This is a genomic window from Bradyrhizobium sp. CER78, from assembly GCF_029846235.1.
Taxonomy (GTDB): domain Bacteria; phylum Pseudomonadota; class Alphaproteobacteria; order Rhizobiales; family Xanthobacteraceae; genus Bradyrhizobium.
On sequence record NZ_JARVWP010000002.1, the window covers coordinates 330,947 to 352,088 of the forward strand.

Genomic DNA, 21,142 nt, shown 5'->3' on the forward strand with positions numbered 1-21,142 from the left:
CATGGATAAGCTTACCTTGGCAGAGCGGATGTCCGATGAAACAGCGATGTCGCGGCGCGCCTTTCTACATGGCACAGGTTTGCTGCTGGGCTTTGCCCTGACCGGCGCGAGCGCGGAGCCCGTCTTTGCGGCACCAGCTTCGCGGATAGTCGAAAACGAGGTCACGGGTACTTTCGCGCCGAATGGATTTATTCGGATCGATCCAATCGGCGCAGTGACCCTGGTCATGCCGATGGTCGAGATGGGACAGGGAGTTTACACGTCGCTCTCGATGCTTTTGGCTGAAGAACTGGAACTAAGGCTTGACCAAATTCAAGTTCAGCATGCGCCACCAAATCACGCGCTTTACGCCAACTCTATCATAGGCATTCAAAATACAGGTGGGTCCGCCTCCGTCCGCGCCTTCTGGACTCCGCTGCGTCAGGCGGGCGCGGTGGGTCGTAATCTACTGATTACAGCGGCCGCAAAACGCTGGAATGTTGATCCAGCGGCTTGCCGCGCCAGGGATGGCGTCGTGCTCGATTCGACGGGCTCCAAGCATCTGAGCTACGGTGAACTTGCGGACGCCGCGGCGAAATTACCCGTGCCACCTGTGGCTAACGTCAAATTGAAGGATCCGAAGGATTTCCGCCTGATCGGCACGCGCGCCAAGCGCATCGATTCAGCAATGAAGGTCGACGGACGCGCGCTCTTCGGCATCGATACACGACTGCCGGGCATGAAGGTTGCAGCGGTTGCGATTTCGCCCGTGCTGGGTGGCAAGGCCAAGACGATAGACGAGAAGGCCGCGCTCACGGTGAGGGGCGTCCGCCAGGTGGTCAATGTCGATGAAGCTGTCGCCGTGGTAGCGGATCACATGGCTGCAGCAAAGAAGGGCCTCGAGGCCGCTGCCATCACTTGGGAGGATGGCCCGAACAGCAAGGTCAGCAGCGCCGACATCGTCAAGCAACTGGCGCAGGAATCCCACAGGCCGGGCGCTGTTGCGCGTAACGTCGGTGATGCGGGGAAGGCACTTGCGGAGGCGGCGCAACGGGTCGACGCTGTCTATCAGGTACCTTTCCTGGCCCATGCGGCAATGGAGCCGATGAACTGCACCGTTCATCTGCAGCAGGATCGTTGCGACATCTGGGTCGGGACGCAGGCGCCTACGATCACGCAGTCTCTGGTGGCCGAACTCACCGGTCTGCCAAAGGACGTGGTTAAGATTCACAATCATCTGATTGGAGGTGGCTTCGGCCGAAGGCTGGAGGCTGATGGCACAGTGCTGGCAGTCAAGATCGCCAAGCACGTCGACGGCCCGGTGAAGGTGATCTGGAGCCGAGAGGAAGACATCCAGCACGACATGTATCGGCCATATTATCTCGATCGGCTTTCGGCAGGACTTGATGCGACCGGCAAGCCGGTCGCCTGGATGCATCGGATCGCCGGCTCCTCCGTTATGGCTCGCTACTATCCACCTTACGTGAAGGATGGACTGGACCCCGATGCCGTAGAAGCGGCGGCTGAGCCGCCCTATGCACTACCCAATATCCATGTCGACTTTGTCCGGGTCGAACCCCCTGGTGTCCGGACATCCTGGTGGCGTGGCGTCGGACCGACTCACAATGTTTTTGTAGTCGAGAGCTTTATAGATGAACTCGCGCATGCCGCGAAGCAGGATCCCGTCGCTTATCGCAAGGGATTGCTTGGCCACAATCCGCGAGCGCTTGCTGTCCTGTCGCTCGCGGCGGAAAAAGCTGGGTGGGGATCCTCCCTGCCCCCACGGCATGGCCGCGGGATTTCGGTACAATTCGCATACGGGAGCTACACGTCCCAGGTCGCCGAGGTCCATGTGGCGCCTGATGGCTCTGTCCGAGTCAATCGCGTTGTCTGTGCGATTGATTGCGGCATGTATGTCAATCCCGATACGATCGAAGCACAGGTTCAGGGTGGAACGCTATTCGGGCTGACCGCTGCACTCCATGGGTCAATCACTTTCAAGGATGGACGCGTCGAGCAGAGCAACTTCGATACCTATCTTCCGATGCGCATCGATGAGGTACCGGTGGTGGAGACGCACTTGGTCAAGAATGCCGAAGCCCCAGGTGGCGTTGGTGAAGCTCCGACAGCCATTGTCAGTGCCGCAGTCACCAATGCGATCTTCGCCGCTACCGGCAAGCGCTTGCGCAGCCTGCCAATCGATACAAATTCGCTGAAGTCGTCGTCATAGTCCTTGCCGGTCATCGCTTGCGCGTCGCAGCCGCAGGAACGCTGGTGACCATCCCCAGGTCGACCGAGGCACGGCCTGCCGACGGCCTGGAAACTGACTTTGTTCTCGTGTGTCCGATCGCGCCCAACCGGGTGAGATCCTCTGGCGGGTGCGTGATGGACGGCTGCGGACGAACATCGGCACCGTCGCGACCTTCGACGGTGCCTGCGCTGCTTTCAATCGGACGAAGCGGATCAGCGGGAAGACGATTATCCGCGTTCGTCTGCGAGGATGCTCAGCGTGAAGGACTCTTTACAGGGATTTCAGGAGCATTCTATGCAACCAGTCGAGATTAAAGCCATTGCTAACCACGATTTTGATATTTGGCTTCCGCTGTGGAAAGGCTATCAACGATTTTACGAGGTGGATATCCCCGAGTCGGTGACGATCAAGACCTGGGCGCGTTTACTGGACCCGGTTGAGCCGATGCGTGCAGCGCTCGCCATGGTCGGTAAACAAGCATTGGGCTTGGTGCATTCGATCTACCATCGATCAACTTGGACGACGCGCGACTACTGCTATCTTCAAGTCTCGTTTGTCGCGAACGACGCACGTGGCGGCGGCGTCGGTCGCGCGATGATCGAGCATGTCTATGCCGAGGCGAGACGTCGAGGGGCGGCCCGCGTGTACTGGTCGACGCACGAATCCAATCACAGCGCCATGCAGCTTTACGACCGGACAACTGAGCCGCCCTGGCCTTCTCCATGGGCCGGCGCTGTCTCCGCCCATGGTGGCGAAACGCAAACCGTCGCGAAGAACTTTGAGTCGGCGATTGCCAATATCCCCGGCAAGTCGCTGATCGTCTTGGAAGTCGACTACGCGCCTGGCGCAGCCTCTCCGCCCCACACTCACGCGAAGTCGACGGGGCAAGGCGCTTCATCCCTACTCTACCGAAACTCCCTTCCTCTCACTCTCATCTCGGGGCGGTCGCTTCGGGGCGCTGGAATAGGGCCCCGGCGGACGACTTTCTGGCCCCGACCTGTCGCAAATGTCTATCGCGTGACTCGGCCTCTTGCGCTTGACGTTTGCGACAGACGTCACCTCGAGCTTTCAGCCTCGACCGCAGATCTAGTGCGCTCGGCTTGCCGGCACGCCGCCCACAGGCGCCGACTTGAGCGCGATGGCGAGCAATCGGGCCTGGTCCGAGACCTACAAGTGCCAGTGATCCTTTTGAGCATCTAATTGAGCTGATCCAGTCTCGAACTTTGAGTCGCCGACCGTAAGCTTTGGTAGTGGCGCGATCGAAGCGCTCGCAAAAAGGGGATGATCGTGTTTCGTATTCCGGCTGCCGTCGCTATGTTGGTCCTCCTCAGTGCCTGCTCGCGCGAGACGCCGCCAGCTCCGCTACCGCCTGCGGTCTCCGTCGCCAATCCTCCTTTGAAGACCGTCGTCGATTGGGACGAATATATCGGCCATTTCGAGGCGCCGCAGTCTGTCGAGCTTAGGGCGCGGGTGACCGGGCAGGTCACGCAGATCCTGTTCCGCGACGGCCAGGATGTCCAGGAGGGCGAGCCGCTTTTCGTCCTCGATCCGCAGCCCTACAAGGCCGCGCTCGATCAGGCGCGGGCGAGTGTGGAGAGCGCTGAAGCGACGCGGGACAACGCAATATTGATCGAGGCCCGATCGGCGACCCTCGTAGCGAAGAATGCGGTCAGCAAGGAGAGGCTGGAGACCGATCAGACAGGTCTCCGAACGGCGACCGCCGCGCTTCATGCCGCGCAGGCGGCATTGGAAACTGCCGAGCTGAATTACAATTGGACCACCGTCCGCGCCCCTGTCTCGGGGCGCGCTTCGAGCCGTCGCGTCTCGATCGGGGACCATGTCCAGGCGGGGACCACTCTGCTCACGAAGGTCGTGTCACTCGACCCGATCTGGTTCGTTTTCGACGGCGCCGAGAGCTTCTATCTGAAATATCTCCGGCAGGCGCGGCAGGGCCAACGCCAGTTATCGAGGGACTTCGAAAACCCGATCGACATCAGGCTGTCCGACGAAACCAGCTTCGCACATCGCGGGAAGATGGTGTTCGTCGACAACGCCATCGATGTTGATTCAGGAACGATCCAGGCTCACGCCGTCGTCGACAATCATGATCATTTTCTGACGCCCGGAATGTTCGGCCGCGCGCGCCTTCTCGGGTCCGGTAGCTATCGCGCCATGCTGGTCCCCGACGAAGTGATCATCACAAAACAGTCGCAGAAGGAGGTTCTCGTCCTCGCGCGTGATGACACCGTCACGAAGCGGACGGTCGAGCTGGGACCGGAGGTTCTTGGGCTGCGGGCGGTAAAGGGCGGGCTTGCTTCCACCGATCTCGTTATCCTCGACCGTATCACCCAGCTCAGGCCAGGGATGAAAGTCAAGCCGCACCGCACCGCGATCGAGCCGCGCAACGCGGACGCGAGCCGGGCGCAGCCGCCGGTCGCCGCGCCGGAGCCATCCGCCGCGACCGCCTCCGACGGGTACTGAGGAGCGACCGATGCGCTTTCCGCACTTCTTCATCGAGCGGCCGATCTTCGCGGCCGTGCTCTCGATCCTCATCACCGTCGCTGGCCTTGTGGCCTATCCGTCGTTGCCGGTCGGCCAATATCCGGAGGTCGCGCCGCCGACCGTGGTCGTCACCGCGCGGTTTCCCGGTGCGACCGCAGAGACGATGGCGTCCACCGTCTCCGTTCCTCTCGAACAGCAAATCAACGGCGTCGAGCACATGCTCTACATGTCGAGCTCCTCGGTCGGGGAAGGCTCGGTGGCGATCACCATCACGTTCGCACTCGGCGCGGATATCAATGAATCACAGGTTCTCGTCCAGAACCGGGTCGACGAGGCGCTTCCGCGATTGCCCGACGAGACGAGACAGATCGGCGTGACTGTCCGCAAGGTCTCCGCAGAAGACCTCGTGGGCTTCGCCTTCTATTCTCCCGACAACTCGCTCGATACCGACTTCATCTCGAATTACGTCACTCTGCAGATCAACGATCGGGTCAAGCGCATCCCCGGCGTCGGCGATACCGTGCGCTTCGGCGGGCGCGACTATGCGATGCGGGTCTGGATTGATCCGGATCAGGCGGCAGCGCGGAACTTGACGGTCGATGAGATCATCGCGGCCATTCGCGCCCAGAATGCCCAGGTCGCGGCCGGCATCATTGGCCAGCCGCCGTTCGGTGCAAAGGCCAATGCCTATCAGCTGGGCGTGGATACCGAAGGGCGACTCGCCACTCCTGAGCAATTCGGCAACATCGTTCTCAAGCGGCGCGCCGACGGTGGCCTGACCCGGTTGCGTGATGTCGCGAGAGTCGAGCTGGGCGCCCAGGACTATTCGACCAATGCTTTCCTGAACGACCGCAATGCGATTGGCCTGGTTCTCAAGCAACAACCCGGAACCAACGCGCTTGCGACCGAGGAACGCGCCAAAGCCCTCGTTGCCGAGCTGTCGAAGGACTTTCCGCCGGGCATGGCTTATTCCGTCGCCCACCACCCGCTCGATTTCGTGGCGGACTCGATCCGCGACGTGAAGGAAACACTTTTCGTCGCGCTGCTCCTCGTCTCATCGATCGTGCTGCTCTTCCTGCAGAGTTGGAGGGCGGCGGTCGTGCCGTTGATCGCCATCCCGATCTCCCTGACCGGAAGTTTCGCCACGATGGCCTCGTTCGGCTTCTCGCTGAACAGCCTGTCGCTTTTCGGAATGGTCTTGGCGATCGGCATCGTCGTGGATGACGCGATCGTCGTGGTCGAGAACATCGAGCGGTTGATCGTCGAGAAGAATCTGTCGCCGAAGGAGGCGGCCCACGAGACGATGAGGGAAGTCTCCGGTGCGCTCCTGGCCATCGCCCTGGTGCTCTGCGGCGTGTTCCTGCCGACAGCCTTCATCCCCGGCTTCTCGGGCGAGTTCTACAAGCAGTTCGCGTTGACGATCGTTTCTGCAACGGTGGTGTCAGCGTTCATCTCGCTGACGCTGTCGCCGGCACTGGCGGCGTTGCTGCTCAAACCTGCCGACCAGCGATCGGAGGCCAAACCCGGCATCCTCGGCTTTCCAGGCCGATTTGCCCGCTGGTTCAATCACCTGTTCGACCGAATGTCGGTTCACTACGGCCGCATCACGGGCAAGCTTGTCCGTCGCCTCGTGATCCTCTCGGTCGTCTATGTCGCGCTCATAGTCATGACCGGGTGGCGCTTCTACGTCACGCCGCAAGGCTTCATTCCTTCGCAGGACCAGGACCTGCTGATCAACGTGCTCCAACTGCCACCGGGCTCGTCGCTCGAACGGACGACGCAAATCGCAAAACAGGTTCAAGCTGCGGCAGCAACAGTTCCCGAGGTCGATCACTCATTGACCTTTGCCGGGTTTGATGGCGCGACCTACTCCAATGCCTCGAACGCGGCCCTCATTCCCGTTCACCTGAAACGGCAGGCCGAACGCAAGGCGACGATCGACGAGGTCGCGGACAAGCTACGCAAGGCCTTTTCAAATATAACTGGCGCCAACGTATTGGTGATCTCGCCACCATCAGTCCGAAGCATCGGCACCGCCGGCGGATTCAAGATGGAACTGGAGGATCGATCTGGCTTGGGCTACGCGGCGCTCGAGCAGGCCGCGCAGGACGTGATCGCCGAAGCGAACGAGAACCCCGCGCTGCAGCGGGTCTTTACGACCTACAACACCGGGACGCCGCGTCTTCACGTGTCGATCGATCGCGAGAAGGCGGAGCAACTCGGCTTGCCGGTGGATCGCGTATTCTCGACGCTGGGCACCTACCTGGGCTCAACTTACATCAACGATTTCAACTATCTCGGCCGCACCTGGCAGGTGGTCGCCCAGGCGGACTCCTCGTACCGGCAATCGGCCGCTGACATTCTTCAACTGCGCGCGCGCTCGGCAACCGGGAAGATGATCCCACTGAGCGCGATCGCGGATGTTCAAAAGCAATCCGGCCCGTATCGGGTCGTGCGCTACAACATGTTCCCGTCCGCGGAGATACAGGGCGGGGCCGCCGCAGGCTATTCGTCCGGCCAGGCGCTACAAGCGATGGAGGAGATAGCCGCCCGCGTTCTGCCGAAGGGCATGGGCATCGAGTGGACCGAGCTCTCCTACCAGCAGAAGCAAGCGGGCAATACCGGCATCTACGTCTTTGGGCTGGCCGTGCTGTTCGTCTTCCTGCTCCTGGCGGCGCAGTATGAGAGCGTCGTGTTGCCGCTCGCGGTGATCCTCATCGTTCCGATGTGCCTCCTCGCTGCCGTCCTCGGCATCAACCTGCTCGGTATGGACAACAACATCCTCACGCAAATCGGGCTCGTGGTGCTGATCGGACTCGCAGCGAAGAACGCGATTCTGATCGTCGAGTTCGCGAGACAAGGCGAAGCCGAAGGCTTGTCTCATCGGGAAGCTGCGATCCGAGCAGCGCACCAACGCCTTCGCCCGATCCTGATGACGTCGATCGCGTTCATCCTGGGCGTGCTTCCACTCATTATCGCGAACGGCGCCGGATCGGAGATGCGCAAAGCACTTGGCGTCGCCGTTTTCTTCGGCATGATCGGCGTGACCTTCTTTGGGCTGATTTTCACGCCGAGCTTCTACGTCATCAATCGCCTCATGGCCGATTGGATTACCGCGCGGGTGAAGCGATTGCGCGTACGGCTTGGCGGACGTGTCGCCGCTGGCTCACCAGAGACAAAGCCGACTGTTCCAACCGCACCGACAGTAGACGCAGCATGATGGCTATACGGACGTTCGCTACACCGGTGCTTCTGACTAGCGGATTGGCGCTGGGGGCCCGTTGTGTGGTCGGCCAGGACTATCGCCCTCCCGAGATTTCAAAGGTCGCGAAGGAGCCCTTCAGGGAAGTTGGCGAGATGGCCGAGCGGCGGCGCGATGAACTGCAGGCCTTTGGGTTGCGCCAACTGCGCTATGTCATTGCTGCAGCTGACAACAGCAGCTTCCGAAAAGCCGCGATAGCAATTGGCGTCCAGGAATCAGCCGTCGCATTCGCGATCTGGAAGACGAGATCGGCGCCGCGCTGTTCGTCCGCGGCAGCAGCGGAGTCAGGCTCACGCATGCGGGTCAGCTCTTTATCGCGCGGGCGCGGAGGGCCCCTGAATCAAATCAATTATGTCGCTATTGATGCCGCGTCGCCCGGTCGAGGAGAGACCGGCAAGGTCCTCATTGGCATATTCACTTCACTCGCTACGAGCTTCCTGGCGCAGCTGCTTCGTGCTTTCGTTGACAGCAATAAGGATGTTCGCCCCGAGCTCGTTGAGGGCGGTCCGGCCACGCATATGGCCGCGATTCAGAATCATCAGCTTGACGTCGCATTTCTCACTGGAAGGCCGAAAGGCGCGAGATTGTGCACTTCTGGAACGAACGCGTGCTGGTCGCGATTCAGCTTTGATCTGAAGGCGACTCAGATTTGATCTGCAAGAACTTCACTTCCATGCTAGGGTGTTCTGATCATGATTGCTGCGTTTGGGTTCGGGAAGACGGCAGTCGGTGGCGCGAACGAGCATGGCGACGCCCTCGCTGATCTCCGGAGAACGGGCTTCGGAGCACTATCGGCACCGGTAGCCCGTGCAGTAAAGGGCTACTAAAGTCATGCACACCTCGAAAGCGATTCCAACGCAGGCTCTCTTCGGGCAGGACGGTTCGCTGACCACGGGCTCCACTGTCAAATTGTCTACAAGAGACCTCGACAACTTGATGCAGGCGCTTGACATCGATGTCATCGCGCTGACTGAGATTCTGGTGCCGCACGCCCATCGAGTCGAAATGGGAATGATTGGCGCACCCGGGATCCACTACAACTTGAGTGGTGTGGGTCGCATATCGATCAACGGCGGACCCCAGATGCCATTGAGCCCTCATTTGCTGATCATCGTGCCGCCAAATACTCCGTTCACGATCGAGGTTGACGGTGGAAGTGGTCCACCAAAGCTCATTTCGAGAGACTGCTGGACCCGTCGAGACGACATCCTCCGCGTCGCAGTGCCGAACGAGCAACCCGAAATCGTTCAGATATGCGGCTTTTTTAACGCATCCTTTGGTCAGTCTGTGAGGCTGTTCGGAGAACTCCGCGAACCTGTGATCGAGCAGTTCGCGCCAGCGGACAAGATCGATCTGAAGCTTCGCGAGGCTATGGACGAGCTGCTACACCAAGAGGTCGGCGTTGGAGCCATGACAGCGTCTCTGCTCAAGCAAATCATTGTCTCCTTGGTGCGACGGTCCCTCAAGTCATCCCAACGGTGGACTGAGCGATTCTCGATACTTGCTGACAGACAGGTAACCCGCGCTTTTGCGGACATGGTGGCACGGCCGGGAGCTGCCCATACAACCCAGAGCTTGGCACACAGCGCAGGACTAAGTCGTTCGTCGTTCATGGCGCGGTTCCCGGATATCTTTGGACAATCCCCAATGGTCATCTTGCGCAACTTGAGAATGCGACAGGCGGCAATCGATCTGACGACAACGACGATGTCGATCGACGCCGTTGCTCTCAATGTGGGATACGAGAGCCGCTCAAGTTTTGTACGGGCATTCCGAAAGGCCTACAATCGAGATCCGAGCGACTATCGGCGGATAGCCAAAGCGCCAAAGGATGTCACATCTTAGGGCAGGAACGCGAATACCGCGCGCAAAGGCCTTCGCCTTGCAGTGCATGGAGCGGCACGCGCATCACACCGCTATTGGCGAACTTAGTCGCCAGCAATATTTCGCTTCAACTTGGCTGCGGCGAAGGCATACCCCCCAGAAGCACCATCAATGAAGTGCACGTGATTGGCTCGCGTGGGTGATGGCACGAAGCATGTAAGATTTGCGAAGGACTGTCGATGCGTTCCAAAAAAGCATGCGCCTCGTCGCTGAGCCTCTTCCAAGCGCGCGTCTATCAAGTCGGCGAGCTCCAATGGGCAATCCACGGTCATACGAAGGCCATCATCGTATTTTCGATAGTCTGTATTCTCCACGAGCTCTTGTCGGAACCGAGCTTCCTCAAAGCCCCCAATTGGAAGCCGCGGCAGTATGCCCATCCGCGCCAGAATGGCGTGAATGTACTTCGTAGCTCGAGCCGCAAAGGGTATCTTTGGCCTGCCTTTCTCGATGGCACGATCAACATCGTCGTTGATCCTGGCGGCGACCGGGCCTTCGGTAGGCAATGGATGTAGGCGGGGCTCAGCCAAACGGAACGTCCGCAGGAGCTCACCTATAAGCTCAACGAATGAACTTGGATCATCGCGCGCAACGACGATAAGAGACAAGATAACCCCGTGCCTGGCACTGATAGGCGCAAATCGGCACGACATACCCGTGAGGTCAGCTGTCACTCCGATGGGCGCGCGCGGAAATGCGTAGCTTCCTTGCTTGAGTTTCCGCTCGGCCCAGGCGAGCCCTCCGCCCACAAACGTCGCGTAGGTGACATTCGAAGATGGCGCGAAGCGCGCAACCAGCACGTCCAACTCCTGAGCACGAATGTCAGCGATAGGAATGACCGCGATGCGCAGTATAAGACCTAGTGCGTCTTCGGCCCAAGCCGCGGTTTTTGCCAACGTATCCTGGATAATGGCCGAATAGACGCTTGGCGCGGCGAAGCTCGCGCCATCTCCTCCGAACGTAGAAGGAAACTGTAGGTCCGGTAGTGCATTGCTGACGGCGGCAAGAACCGCTGCACCGGCCGCATTCACCTCGCGGTACCGTCCTTGTTCGATAGCTTCGGTCGAATGAGCAATGTCCGCGACGCCGATGATCCAGTCATTAGGCAGAGGGCGATACCGATCCCATCGCACTACGTCTTCAAAAGAGACGAAAGGCACAAGCTCCTGATAGAAACGATCTTCTTCGGGCCCTTGTTCGGCCTCTATCTGGAAAGAACCAACCACCAGAGCTTGCTCTGAGCTACCCGACATCGTGGTATTCCTTTCGGTCGCAACCGGAATTCAAAGTGGGGCCACTGCGACATTTCGCCGTGTCGATCCGGCGTTCCGCTTCAGATCCTCAACCAGCATCGCCGTGGCGTGGCGAGCAAGCGCTTGAGTCGGCGCGTTGGTATTGCCGCTGGTGATGTTCGGCATGATCGAGGCGTCGATCACCCGGAGGCCGTCGACCCCGCGGACTCTGAGCCTTGCGTCGACCACCGCTAGTGCATCCTGACCCATCCTACACGTGCCGACCGGGTGCCACATTGTCGTTACGACACGCTTCACCCATTCGCCGATCTGGGCGTCTGACTGGACGCGCGGACCGGGATCCATCTCTTCCTCGATCACCTTCGCCAATGACTGGTGAGCCATGACCTTGCGAATCGCACGCACCGACTCCACCGCGGCCCTCAAGTCCTCCTCTTCGCCCATGAAATTCGGGTTGATCAGGGGCATCGATGTCGGGTCGCCGTCGGCCAATCGCACCCAGCCTCTGCTCTTGGGCTGAAGCACCACGAGTTCGAACGTGATGCCCGACCGATCGCCGGCCGGGCCGAGTTGCTCGGTCAAGACGATCGGAGCGTGATAGCACTGGATCGTCGGCTCGGCGGTGAAATCGGATGGATTCCAATGCGTCACCGTCTCGATGCCGTTGCCCGAGGCCGGGCCATCCTTGGTAACCAGATAACGCAGGCCCGCCTTCACGCTGCCGATGCCGTGCGCGGCGGCTTGATAGCCGAGATCTCCCTTCACATAGACACGGACCGGCACCATAGGGTGGTCGTGGAGATTTTCGCCCACCTCTGGAGAATCGACGATCACCGCGATGCCTTGCTGGCGCAACTGCTCAGCCGGCCCGATGCCCGAGTGCATGAGGATCGTCGGACTATGGACGGTGCCGGCCGACAATACGACTTCCTTGGCCGTGATCCTCTCCAGACCATTGTCCATCAACTCAACGCCGACCGCGCGCTTATTCTCGATGAGGATACGAACGACGGTCTTGCCGGTTAGAAGGGTCACGCGGCCCGAGGTCAGGTGCGGACGCAGATAAGCGTCTACAGCGCTGCACCGACGGTGGTCACCGACCGTCGACTGCACCGGCGATACGCCGATCTGGCTTTTTCCGTTGTAGTCGGGGTTATAAGGAATCCCATATTCCTGGAATGCCTTGAGGCAATACTGGTTCAGCTTATTGATGCCTTTGGGCAACTGGACCGCCAGACCACCATCTATGCCGTGATATTCGTCGTGGAAGGTGTCGTTGTTTTCCTGCGCCATGAAAACCGGAAGCAGGTCTTCATACGACCATTTTCCGGTGTCGCCGACCGCGTCCTGCCACGCCGCGAAGTCGCGTATCTGACCGCGGACGTAGCACATCGCGTTGATCGAAGAGCCGCCGCCGAGCACCTTGCCTGAGCGATATGCTCTCTTTGTGCCGTGCTGGGGAACCGTCTCGTATTTCCAGACGTGCCGGTCGTGGGCTAGAATATTGGCAAAGCCGGCGGGAATGTGAATGAACGGGTCGCGATCCATGTCACCCGCTTCGATCAGCGCGATCGACGCGTCGGTGTGTTCGGCGAGATAACTCGCAACGACGCAGCCGGCCGCGCCCGCACCAATAATGACAATGTCGTATCTCGTCTGGGACATTAGTGTCTTTCTCTCTCGCAGTGTTTTTGTTTAATCGACGGTCGCAGCCCGCGTCCTGCAATCGCGAACCTGATCCGCAGATTGACCAGGCCTTGCTTTTGCAGAATGACGTTGCAACGCCGGCGAGGGAAATCACCTGTCGCCATCAAGTGGATAGACGATCGTTATCAACGTTCGCGCACTGCTTGATTTCGTAGAGACGAACGCCACCAGCCGGGCCCGGGCCCTCGTCAGAGGCGACTTCCAGTTCATCATGAAAGAATTTGCCGGCGGTGGACGCTTTAAGCCATTGCCGCGTTCACCTTCATGAGCCGCGTGCCCCAGGCCGGCGGGCGCGCCCGCCTAGCTGATCCGAACCCCACACATACCTGCAATGATCGCAGCCGAGATAACGGCGCTTACGACGACGCCCGCGCCCCAAAGACGATTTGCGGGGCGTTGATCGACGCCGTGGGCGATCAGCACCACCCGCAATCCAGACGCAAGGTGGCTTAGAACAAAGAACACGCCGAGCGCGTAATGAGGCAATAGGCGAATATTCCATGCGTCGTGAATAAGCCCGGCCGGGGCTCCGATCGCGAAATTCCAATCGGTCGGTATGCCGAGAAAGCTTCGAGCGTAGATGAAAACCGAGTTCATGTGCCCGAGGATAAACAGCGAGAGATAGGCGCCCGACCCGACCTGAAATGTCCGATGGAGGCTCTGCGGGGCGGCACTCCAACGCCATACCAGGAACAGACCAGTGCCGATCTGGAAAAGCATGGCCGCAACCAACAGCTGTTTACCCACGTGAGAGCGGTAGACAATGCGGCCGACCTTCATAACGGCCGCATGTGCGTCGGGGCCGATCAACCCAAGCAGGTGATTGGTTAGATGGAACGCCACGTATAGGGACAGGACCGCCGCCGTCATTCCGTGGACGATACGCCAGCGTCCCATGGTCGGCCACGTTGCGGCGACGACGGGATTGCGGGCGGTCTGTGACCAGATCACGATTGCGAGCCAAAGCACGCACCACACGATTTCGTCGGGGATAGGGCTGCGATTTAGGGCCTGAACGACGCCAAGAAAGACATAGAGCGTTGGCGCCGTCACGGCGGCATAGGCGAGCCGCCTCGCCCCCGGATCGGCGTTGCACCGGCAAGCAAGCCCGAGCGCGAAAAACGGCACGACGAACGCTACGGCCAAAATCAATGTCGCGCCGACAATTATGGAGAGCGAAGGCGTTGCCGCTTGCGTGCCAACGACGGCATGAAAGGCCCGGAGCAGAAACGGGTAGCAAATGGCAGCCATTGCGGGAGCCGACGCTAAATAGTCAAAGCGCTGCCCGATCGTGGCGCATCGGTCCCGCAGTTGAGCAAATGCGCCCATCTTAAGCCTCTTGCATATCAGGCGCGCGATCCGCCTTCCCAAAAGCCCGGCCATTGTGATTTTAGTTTCCACTCGCCCAGCGCCATGACGGCTAGAGGAAACGCGGAGCTGAACATCGCAACTCACTCCGCCGCGGCCGCCATCGTCTGGGTCGGCTTGCCCTCGTTTTTACCTTCCGCGAGGTTGCGGACCACCATGTAGAAGATCGGTGTGAACAGCAGCCCGAACAGGGTGACGCCGAGCATGCCGAAGAACACAGCTACTCCAACCGCCTGACGCATCTCCGAGCCCGAGCCGGTCGATATCACCAGCGGCAGCACGCCGAGGATGAACGCGAACGACGTCATCAGGATCGGCCGCAAGCGCAGGCGGCACGCCTCGATCACCGCCTCGAGGCGCTCCTTGCCTTCGGCCTCGATGTCGCGCGCGAACTCGACGATCAGGATCGCGTTCTTGGCGGCCAATCCCACCAGCACGATGAAGCCGATCTGGGTGAGGATGTTGACGTCCTGATGCATGATGCGCACGCCGATGGTGGCGGCTAGCAGGCACATCGGCACGATCAGAATGACGGAGAACGGCAGGCTCCAGCTGCCATATTGCGCGGCGAGCACCAGATAGACGAACAGCACGCAGATCGGGAACACGAACAGACCGGTATTGGCGCCGTTGACCTGCTGATAGGACAGGTCGGTCCAGTCATAAGAGAAGCCGCTCGGCAAGGTCTCGTCGGCGAGCCGCTTCATCACGGCGATCGCGGTCGCCGAACTTATGCCAGGCCGAGCCTCCCCCTGTAGCTCAGCGGTCGGATAGAGGTTGTAGCGCGCCACACGGTCGGGACCCGAGACGTCCTTGAAATCCACGACGCTGCCGAGCATCACCATGTCGCCATTGGCGTTGCGGGTGCGCAGCCGCGCCAGATCTTGCTTTTCCTTGCGGAACGGCAGATCGGCCTGCGCGGTGACGTGATAGGTGCGGCCGAACAGGTTGAAGTCGTTGACATAGGTCGATCCGAAATAGGTCTGGATGGTGTCGGTGATACCCTGGATCGGCACGCCGAGCTTCTGCGCTTTGACCTGATCGATATCGACAAAGACCTGCGGCGTGTTCGCCGAGAAGGGTGAGAACACCGTAGGCGCGAGCAGCAGCGGCGACTTGCGTGCGGCTGCGACAAGTTCGTCGGTGGCGGCCGCAAGCATCTGAGGGCCGCGGCCCAGCCGGTCCTGGATGCGCATAGTGAAGCCGCCGCCGGTGCCGATGCCCGGGATAGGCGGCGGCGGGATCACGATGATGAAGGCGCCTTCGATCGCGGACAGCCGCTTGCGCAAGTCAGCCGTGATCACCTGCGCATTCAGCCCCCTCTTGAGCCGCACTTCCGGCTCCTCGAACACCGGAAACAGCGCGGCCGAATTGCTCGCCTGGGTTCGCGTCGCGCCCGACAGTCCAGCAAAGACCGCGATATGCGAGATTCCCGGCGTATCGAGCGCGATGCTCTCGATCCGGCGCACAATCTCGGTGGTTCGCGCCAGCGAAGCCGCGCCTGGCAACTGCGCGGAGATGATCACGTAGCCGCGATCCTGAGCCGGAATGTAGCCTTGCGGCGTGGTGACGAGCAGCCAGCCGGCGCTACCGATCAGCACGACATAGATCAGCAGCATCACGACGCGATGGCGGATCACGAAGCCGGCAACGTCGGCATAGCTGTTGGACAGCCAGTCGAAGCCGCGGTTGAAGATGCCGGTGAACCATTCCCAACTGCGCGCGATCAGATTCCACCGCGCCGGCGACCGCTTTTCCTCGTGCGGAACGAGAATCTGCGAAGCCAGCGCCGGGGACAGGGTCAGCGAGCAGAAGCAGGAGATCGCGGTCGCAACCGCAATCGTCACCGCGAATTGCTGGAAGAACTGTCCGGTGATGCCGCCGAGAAACGCCGTCGGCACGAACACCGCGCACAACACCAGCGCGATCGAGACCAGCGCCCCGCCGACTTCCTCCATCGTCTTCAGCGCGGCATCGCGCCGGCTCATACCATGCTCGAGATGCCGCTCGACGTTCTCGACCACGACAATGGCGTCGTCGACCACGATGCCGACCGCGAGCACGAGGCCGAACAGAGTGAGGTTGTTGATGCCATAGCCAAGAGCGGCCATTGCCGCGAAGGTGCCGACCAGCGACACCGGGATTGCCACGATAGGAATGATCGCCGGCCGCCATCCCTGCAGGAACACCAACACCACTATGACGACGAGAACCATCGCCTCATAGATGGTCTTGATCAGCTCGCTGATGGACTGCCGGATGAACTCGGTCGGGTTGTAGCCGATGTCGTAGTCCAGCCCCTTGGGAAAGCTGGCCTTCAGCTTAACCATGGTGTCCTTGATACCCTTGGCGGTCGCCAGCGCATTCGATCCAGGACGCTGGGTCACCAGCATCGCGACCGCGGTCTTGCGCAGCTCGAAGCTGTTGGTGGAATAATCGAGCGCGCCGAGCTCGATCCGCCCGACGTCGCGCAGCCGCACAATGCGACCGTCCGAGCCCGACTTGACCACGATGTCCTCGAATTGGGCCGGCTCCTTCAGCCGTCCGGTGAAGGTCAGGTTCGGTTGGAAGGCGCGGTCGGCGATCGGCGGACTCGCGAGCTGGCCGCCGGTGATTTGCAGATTCTGGGCGCGGATCGCAGCGATCACGTCGGACGAGGTCATGCCGAGGTTGGAGATCTTGTCCGGGTCGAGCCACAGCCGCATCGAATAGTCGCGCGCGCCGAAGATCGTGATGTCGCCGATGCCATCGAGCCGCAAAAGCTGGTCGCGGACCTGCAGCAGCGCGTAGTTGGAGATGTAGAGCTGGTCGAGACTATCATCTGGCGACAGCATGAACACGACCATCAAGATGTCGGGTGAGTTCTTTTTGGTGGTGACGCCGTTGCGCTGCACTTCATCCGGCAATTGCGGCTGCGCGATCGCGACGCGGTTCTGCACCAGTACCTGCGCCTTGTCGAGATCGGTGCCGAGCTTGAAGGTGATGGTGATGGTGAGCTGGCCGTTCGAGGTGGCCTGGCTGTACATGTACAGCATGTCCTCGACGCCGTTGATCTGCTGCTCGATTGGCGCCGCCACCGTGTCGGAGATAGTCTGCGCCGAGGCGCCCGGATAGGTCGCGGTGACGACCACCGTCGGCGGCACCACTTCTGGATATTCTGCGACTGGCAGCGTCCGGTAGGCCAGCGCGCCCACGATAAGGAGCACGATCGACAGCACCATCGCCAGGATGGGCTGATTGATGGAAAGACGGCCGAGATTCATGACCTGCCTCCGCCGATCTGCGCCACATGGGGCGTCACCTTGGCCCCGACGCGGGCGCGCTGGACGCCGTCGACGATGACGTGCTCCTCCGGCCTCAGGCCGGTACGGATCACGCGCAGGCCACCGTTCAGCGGGCCGAGTTCGACAGCGCGTGCTTCCACGGTGTCGTCGTCCTTCACCACGAACACGATCTTGCGCGACTGATCGGTCGCTATCGCAGTTTCTGGCAGTAGCAACGCCTCATAGGGCGAAGAGCCAATCAGCCGTACGCGGCCGAATTGGCCCGGCAGGATCGAGAGATCATGGTTGGGGATCACGGCGCGGCTGCGCAACGTCGCAGTCGAGGCATCGAGCTGGTTGTCGATGAAATCCATGCGCCCTTCATGCGAGGGCTTGGTCTCGCCGGTCAGTGCCACCTCGACCGGGTTGGGCGTGTCTCGCGAACTCGGCCGCTTGCCTTCGAACCAGAGTTTGTTGTTCTTCAGGTAGGTGGCCTCATCCACGTCAAAATAGATGTAGATCGGATCCATCGAGACGATGGTGGTGAGCAGCGTCGAGGTGCCGTTATCGCTGCCCGAGACGAGATTTCCGACACTGACAAGATGGCGGCTGACTCGACCGGTGATCGGCGCGAGCACGTGAGTAAATTCAACATTGAGCTGGGCTGCCTTCAGCGTGCCTTCCGCGATTGTCTCAGCGGCGAGCGCCGCCTGCATTGCCTGGCGGCGCTGGTCAACGACCTGTTCAGAGACCGCGCTCGTCTGAACAAGCGTCAGGCCACGATCGAGCTCGCGCTTGGCAAGCTCAGTCTTTGCTCGGGCGTCGGCCAATTGACCATTGGCTTGCTCGGCCACCGCCTCGAATGGCCGAGGGTCAATAATGTATAGCAGGTCACCGGCATGCACCATGTCGCCGTCCTTAAACGCGATATTCATGACGAAGCCGCCGACGCGGGCGCGGACTTGGACCTCCTCAACCGCCTCGAAGCGACCGGTGAACTCGTCCCAGTCGGTGATGGTCCGTTTGACCGGTTGAGCCACTGTCACCGGCGGCGGAGGCGCGGGCGTCTGAGATTGCGCCCTCACGTCGCAGCCAGCGAGCGCGATCAGCATGCCGATCGATGCGCCACCCCATCGTCCAAGTCGACGAAACGGGCTGCAATCGAGCCGAGTTCTCGGGGCCGGATGCCGCGTTCTATTGGTCGTATTCACTTCCGTCTCCCAAGGACCTGGAAAGTTGCGATTGAATTGGACGGTCGACACAATTGCCGTCCGGCCAATCTCGATATAAATCGCTGCAGCATTCGCATCGCTACGCCGACCTCGGATTTCGAGCGCGGCACCGCAAGCTCGGCACGACGATCATTTGGAGAATGACCTTGTAGCGCCGGCTAGGGAAATCACCTCCCGCCATGGAATCGATAAAGGGACGCTATTGCCGATGGCGGCGCGCTGCGCGCCGTCATGTCAGGAATGCCACGAGCCGCATGACGCTCAATGGGGACGTTTTTTGTCCTGCAGAGGCTTCCGAGCCGCCTTCTAAAATCGCAATCAAACTGTCGCGGCTTGCACAACCGGTGCAACGAAAATTCACACAGTGTCCGCCTGGGACTTTCGGCTCGCTGGAAGTCAATACATTGCGCGCGTGAGCGGAAGCATGATTGAGCCCACCGCGCAAGCGCTCACAAACTTCCTCATCGAAAGCCTTGTCTCCCGATTCACGGAGCATTCCTATCGGTTATGGATACGATAGCTTTACTCGAATGGGCGCCGAATTTAATTTCAAATGCATCGGCTTGGGCGCGTGCGGCGCTTACACGTCGCACGAATTCGGATCCCACTGCCAATAACAGAGTTTCGTGCAGCCTAACGGCATGACAGTCAGCGAGTCGCTTCGCATGGCACACTCAAACACAATGGAAGGACGCTCCATGATGCCACAAAGCAATGCATCCAAGCTCCGAGAAGTCTTCGTCACGAGCGATCCCACCAATCATGGCGCGCTGGTTGGTCGTGTCGACGCAACTCCCTTTCCTGTCGGCGGTCCTGATGGAGTCGGACACGTATCCCCGGGTCCCAACCCGTACGACCTTCTAAGCGCATCCCTCGCCGCATGCACCGCTATGACCGTTCGTTTTCACGCCCGGCGCGGAAAAGTTCCGCTGGAGCGCGTGGAAGTGGGCGTCAGCTTCCACCACGGCGCAGCGGGTGAAAGGGATTCGTTCGAGCGCACTCTCGTGTTAGAGGGGAAACTCGATGCGCAACAGCGCACATTTTTGCTGGAGGTCGCAAATCTCTGCCCCGTTGGCGAACTTCTCGGCATCAGTGCGGATATTCGCTTACGCCTGGACGCCACTACTTCCGACCTCAACGCCGGCACTCAGGCCAGCTATGAAGATGATCTGGCTGAACTCGGGATCCCGAATATCTATCCGGATTGAGTGTCTCTCGTGCTGGCGATCGCTGCATCGGGGGCACCGGAGCCTCTCATGATGCATGGTCTCAAGTTGCGTAAATCCGTGGCTCTGGATGTGCTCCCGAGTGCCCAGAGATCATGCTCTCGCGCGATCGTCCGCTCCGATTCAATGACTAGTTTGACGCAGTTTGATTCTCGCGTGCCGCTTTGATGGCATCAATTCCATAGCCACTGGTCATTGGACCAGCGAGCTTCGTGGCCGCAAAATGAATCGGAAGATGGCGACAGACCCCACGCAAGGAGGTGGATGATGAAAACAATCGTCGTAACGGACCAGGCGGCGGGAACGTCGGGGATGAAGCTTTCGGAGCGGCCGGAGCCGCAGGCAGCGATAAACGACGCCATCGTTCAGGTTCATGCGGCGCGCTTTGTTCCGACTGAGCTGGAGTGGCCCTCAACCTGGACCGACCGCCTCGGCCGCGACCGAACACCCTCGATTCCCGGGCACGAGTTGGCCGGCGTGGTTACCGCTCTCGGCTACGGCACGACGGGACTGTCGGTGGGACAGCGCGTGTTCGGCCTCGCCGACTGGTATCGCGACGGCACCCTGGCGGAATATGTCGCCATGGAGGCCCGCAACCTCGCGCCGCTGCCGGGCGACGTTGACTTCACGGTGGGCGCGAGTCTGCCGATCTCGGGCCTCACCGCTTGGCAGGGACTGTTCCAGCACGGCCGCCTTCAGGCGGGGCAGAGCGTCCTCGTGCACGGCGCGGCCGGCGCCGTCGGTTCGATGGTGACGCAACTCGCCCGCGAGTTCGGCGCCTATGTCATCGGCACCGGGCGCGCCGCCGACCGTCAGGCGGTGCTCGACTTTGGCGCGAAGGAGTTCTTTGATCTTGGCAACGACGCGCTGGAAGACATCAGCGGAGTCGATCTGCTGATCGATGGCATCGGCGGCGACATCGGAAAACGGTCCGCAGACCTGATTCGAACGGGAGGAACGCTGGTGTCCATCGTCGGGCCGGTCGAGGCACGGCCTGTCGACGGGCTCGCGATCGACTTCGTCGTCGAGGCCGATCGTGCCCAACTGAATGAGATCGTCCAGCGGGTGCGCGACGGACGACTGCGCACGAATATCGGCAACCTTCCGACTCTCGACGAGGCCATCGCCGCCTTGAATCCGACCAAGCGACCCAAGGGCAAAACGGTCATCCGCATTCGCCCCTAAGTCGACGCACGCCCGTTATTGCGCGGAGCCAAC

13 protein-coding genes and 1 pseudogene are annotated in these 21,142 nt (G+C 60.6%); 9 read left to right on the forward strand and 5 right to left on the reverse strand.

Going from position 1 to position 21,142, the window contains the following annotated elements:
• The first annotated feature begins 1 nt into the window (after position 1).
• From QDT69_RS04630 to QDT69_RS04660, 7 genes and pseudogenes are all read left to right on the forward strand, one after another.
• Positions 2 to 2,209, forward strand: coding sequence for a xanthine dehydrogenase family protein molybdopterin-binding subunit (locus QDT69_RS04630; protein WP_279705454.1), 2,208 nt, complete (start codon positions 2 to 4; stop codon positions 2,207 to 2,209).
• Between the two features lie 23 nt (positions 2,210 to 2,232).
• Positions 2,233 to 2,492 (forward strand): annotated as a pseudogene (locus QDT69_RS04635) (NADP-dependent oxidoreductase); the annotation flags it as partial.
• A 32-nt stretch (positions 2,493 to 2,524) separates the two neighbouring features.
• Positions 2,525 to 3,430, forward strand: a complete 906-nt coding sequence (locus QDT69_RS37185; RefSeq protein WP_347952021.1) for a GNAT family N-acetyltransferase — start codon at positions 2,525 to 2,527, stop codon at positions 3,428 to 3,430.
• An 81-nt stretch (positions 3,431 to 3,511) separates the two neighbouring features.
• Positions 3,512 to 4,711 (forward strand): efflux RND transporter periplasmic adaptor subunit, encoded by a 1,200-nt coding sequence (locus tag QDT69_RS04645; protein ID WP_279705455.1) that lies wholly within the window; start codon positions 3,512 to 3,514, stop codon positions 4,709 to 4,711.
• Between the two features lie 10 nt (positions 4,712 to 4,721).
• Entirely contained in the window at positions 4,722 to 7,952 is a 3,231-nt protein-coding gene (locus tag QDT69_RS04650) for a multidrug efflux RND transporter permease subunit (RefSeq protein ID WP_279705456.1), read from the forward strand.
• A gap of 65 nt (positions 7,953 to 8,017) precedes the next feature.
• Positions 8,018 to 8,647: a LysR substrate-binding domain-containing protein gene (locus tag QDT69_RS04655; protein ID WP_279705457.1), complete on the forward strand. Its 630-nt coding sequence runs from the start codon at positions 8,018 to 8,020 to the stop codon at positions 8,645 to 8,647.
• A gap of 178 nt (positions 8,648 to 8,825) precedes the next feature.
• Positions 8,826 to 9,839 (forward strand): helix-turn-helix transcriptional regulator, encoded by a 1,014-nt coding sequence (locus QDT69_RS04660; RefSeq protein WP_279705458.1) that lies wholly within the window; start codon positions 8,826 to 8,828, stop codon positions 9,837 to 9,839.
• Between the two features lie 83 nt (positions 9,840 to 9,922).
• Here QDT69_RS04660 and QDT69_RS04665 read toward each other — a convergent pair whose 3' ends face one another.
• From QDT69_RS04665 to QDT69_RS04685, 5 genes are all read right to left on the reverse strand, one after another.
• A complete protein-coding gene (locus QDT69_RS04665) occupies positions 9,923 to 11,128 on the reverse strand; it encodes a DUF3095 family protein (RefSeq protein WP_279705459.1) in 1,206 nt (401 codons plus the stop codon).
• Between the two features lie 30 nt (positions 11,129 to 11,158).
• Positions 11,159 to 12,793 (reverse strand): GMC family oxidoreductase N-terminal domain-containing protein, encoded by a 1,635-nt coding sequence (locus QDT69_RS04670; RefSeq protein ID WP_279705460.1) that lies wholly within the window; start codon positions 12,791 to 12,793, stop codon positions 11,159 to 11,161.
• Positions 12,794 to 13,135: 342 nt separating this feature from the next.
• Positions 13,136 to 14,164: a hypothetical protein gene (locus QDT69_RS04675; RefSeq protein ID WP_279705461.1), complete on the reverse strand. Its 1,029-nt coding sequence runs from the start codon at positions 14,162 to 14,164 to the stop codon at positions 13,136 to 13,138.
• A 122-nt stretch (positions 14,165 to 14,286) separates the two neighbouring features.
• Positions 14,287 to 17,466: a multidrug efflux RND transporter permease subunit gene (locus QDT69_RS04680; RefSeq protein ID WP_279705462.1), complete on the reverse strand. Its 3,180-nt coding sequence runs from the start codon at positions 17,464 to 17,466 to the stop codon at positions 14,287 to 14,289.
• On the reverse strand, positions 17,463 to 18,578 hold the full coding sequence (locus QDT69_RS04685; RefSeq protein WP_279705463.1) for an efflux RND transporter periplasmic adaptor subunit: 1,116 nt from the start codon (positions 18,576 to 18,578) through the stop codon (positions 17,463 to 17,465). The genes QDT69_RS04680 and QDT69_RS04685 overlap by 4 nt, the downstream gene beginning before the upstream one ends.
• A 785-nt stretch (positions 18,579 to 19,363) precedes the next feature.
• On the opposite strand from QDT69_RS04685, the gene QDT69_RS04690 reads away from it, so the two are divergent.
• Complete coding sequence (locus tag QDT69_RS04690; protein ID WP_279705464.1) at positions 19,364 to 19,906, forward strand: OsmC family protein; 543 nt, start codon at positions 19,364 to 19,366, stop codon at positions 19,904 to 19,906.
• 285 nt (positions 19,907 to 20,191) lie between these two features.
• Complete coding sequence (locus QDT69_RS04695) at positions 20,192 to 21,109, forward strand: NADP-dependent oxidoreductase (protein WP_279705465.1); 918 nt, start codon at positions 20,192 to 20,194, stop codon at positions 21,107 to 21,109.
• Positions 21,110 to 21,142 lie beyond the last annotated feature (33 nt).

Bases quoted from the DNA above. Each gene is read 5' to 3' on its own strand.
- QDT69_RS04630 (WP_279705454.1), top strand. From the start codon at position 2: ATGGATAAGCTTACCTTGGCAGAGCGGATGTCCGATGAAACAGCGATG.
- QDT69_RS37185 (WP_347952021.1), top strand. From the start codon at position 2,525: ATGCAACCAGTCGAGATTAAAGCCATTGCTAACCACGATTTTGATATT.
- QDT69_RS04645 (WP_279705455.1), top strand. From the start codon at position 3,512: ATGATCGTGTTTCGTATTCCGGCTGCCGTCGCTATGTTGGTCCTCCTC.
- QDT69_RS04650 (WP_279705456.1), top strand. From the start codon at position 4,722: ATGCGCTTTCCGCACTTCTTCATCGAGCGGCCGATCTTCGCGGCCGTG.
- QDT69_RS04660 (WP_279705458.1), top strand. From the start codon at position 8,826: ATGCACACCTCGAAAGCGATTCCAACGCAGGCTCTCTTCGGGCAGGAC.
- QDT69_RS04665 (WP_279705459.1), bottom strand. From the start codon at position 11,128: ATGTCGGGTAGCTCAGAGCAAGCTCTGGTGGTTGGTTCTTTCCAGATA.
- QDT69_RS04670 (WP_279705460.1), bottom strand. From the start codon at position 12,793: ATGTCCCAGACGAGATACGACATTGTCATTATTGGTGCGGGCGCGGCC.
- QDT69_RS04675 (WP_279705461.1), bottom strand. From the start codon at position 14,164: ATGGGCGCATTTGCTCAACTGCGGGACCGATGCGCCACGATCGGGCAG.
- QDT69_RS04680 (WP_279705462.1), bottom strand. From the start codon at position 17,466: ATGAATCTCGGCCGTCTTTCCATCAATCAGCCCATCCTGGCGATGGTG.
- QDT69_RS04685 (WP_279705463.1), bottom strand. From the start codon at position 18,578: ATGCTGATCGCGCTCGCTGGCTGCGACGTGAGGGCGCAATCTCAGACG.
- QDT69_RS04690 (WP_279705464.1), top strand. From the start codon at position 19,364: ATGGCACACTCAAACACAATGGAAGGACGCTCCATGATGCCACAAAGC.
- QDT69_RS04695 (WP_279705465.1), top strand. From the start codon at position 20,192: ATGAAAACAATCGTCGTAACGGACCAGGCGGCGGGAACGTCGGGGATG.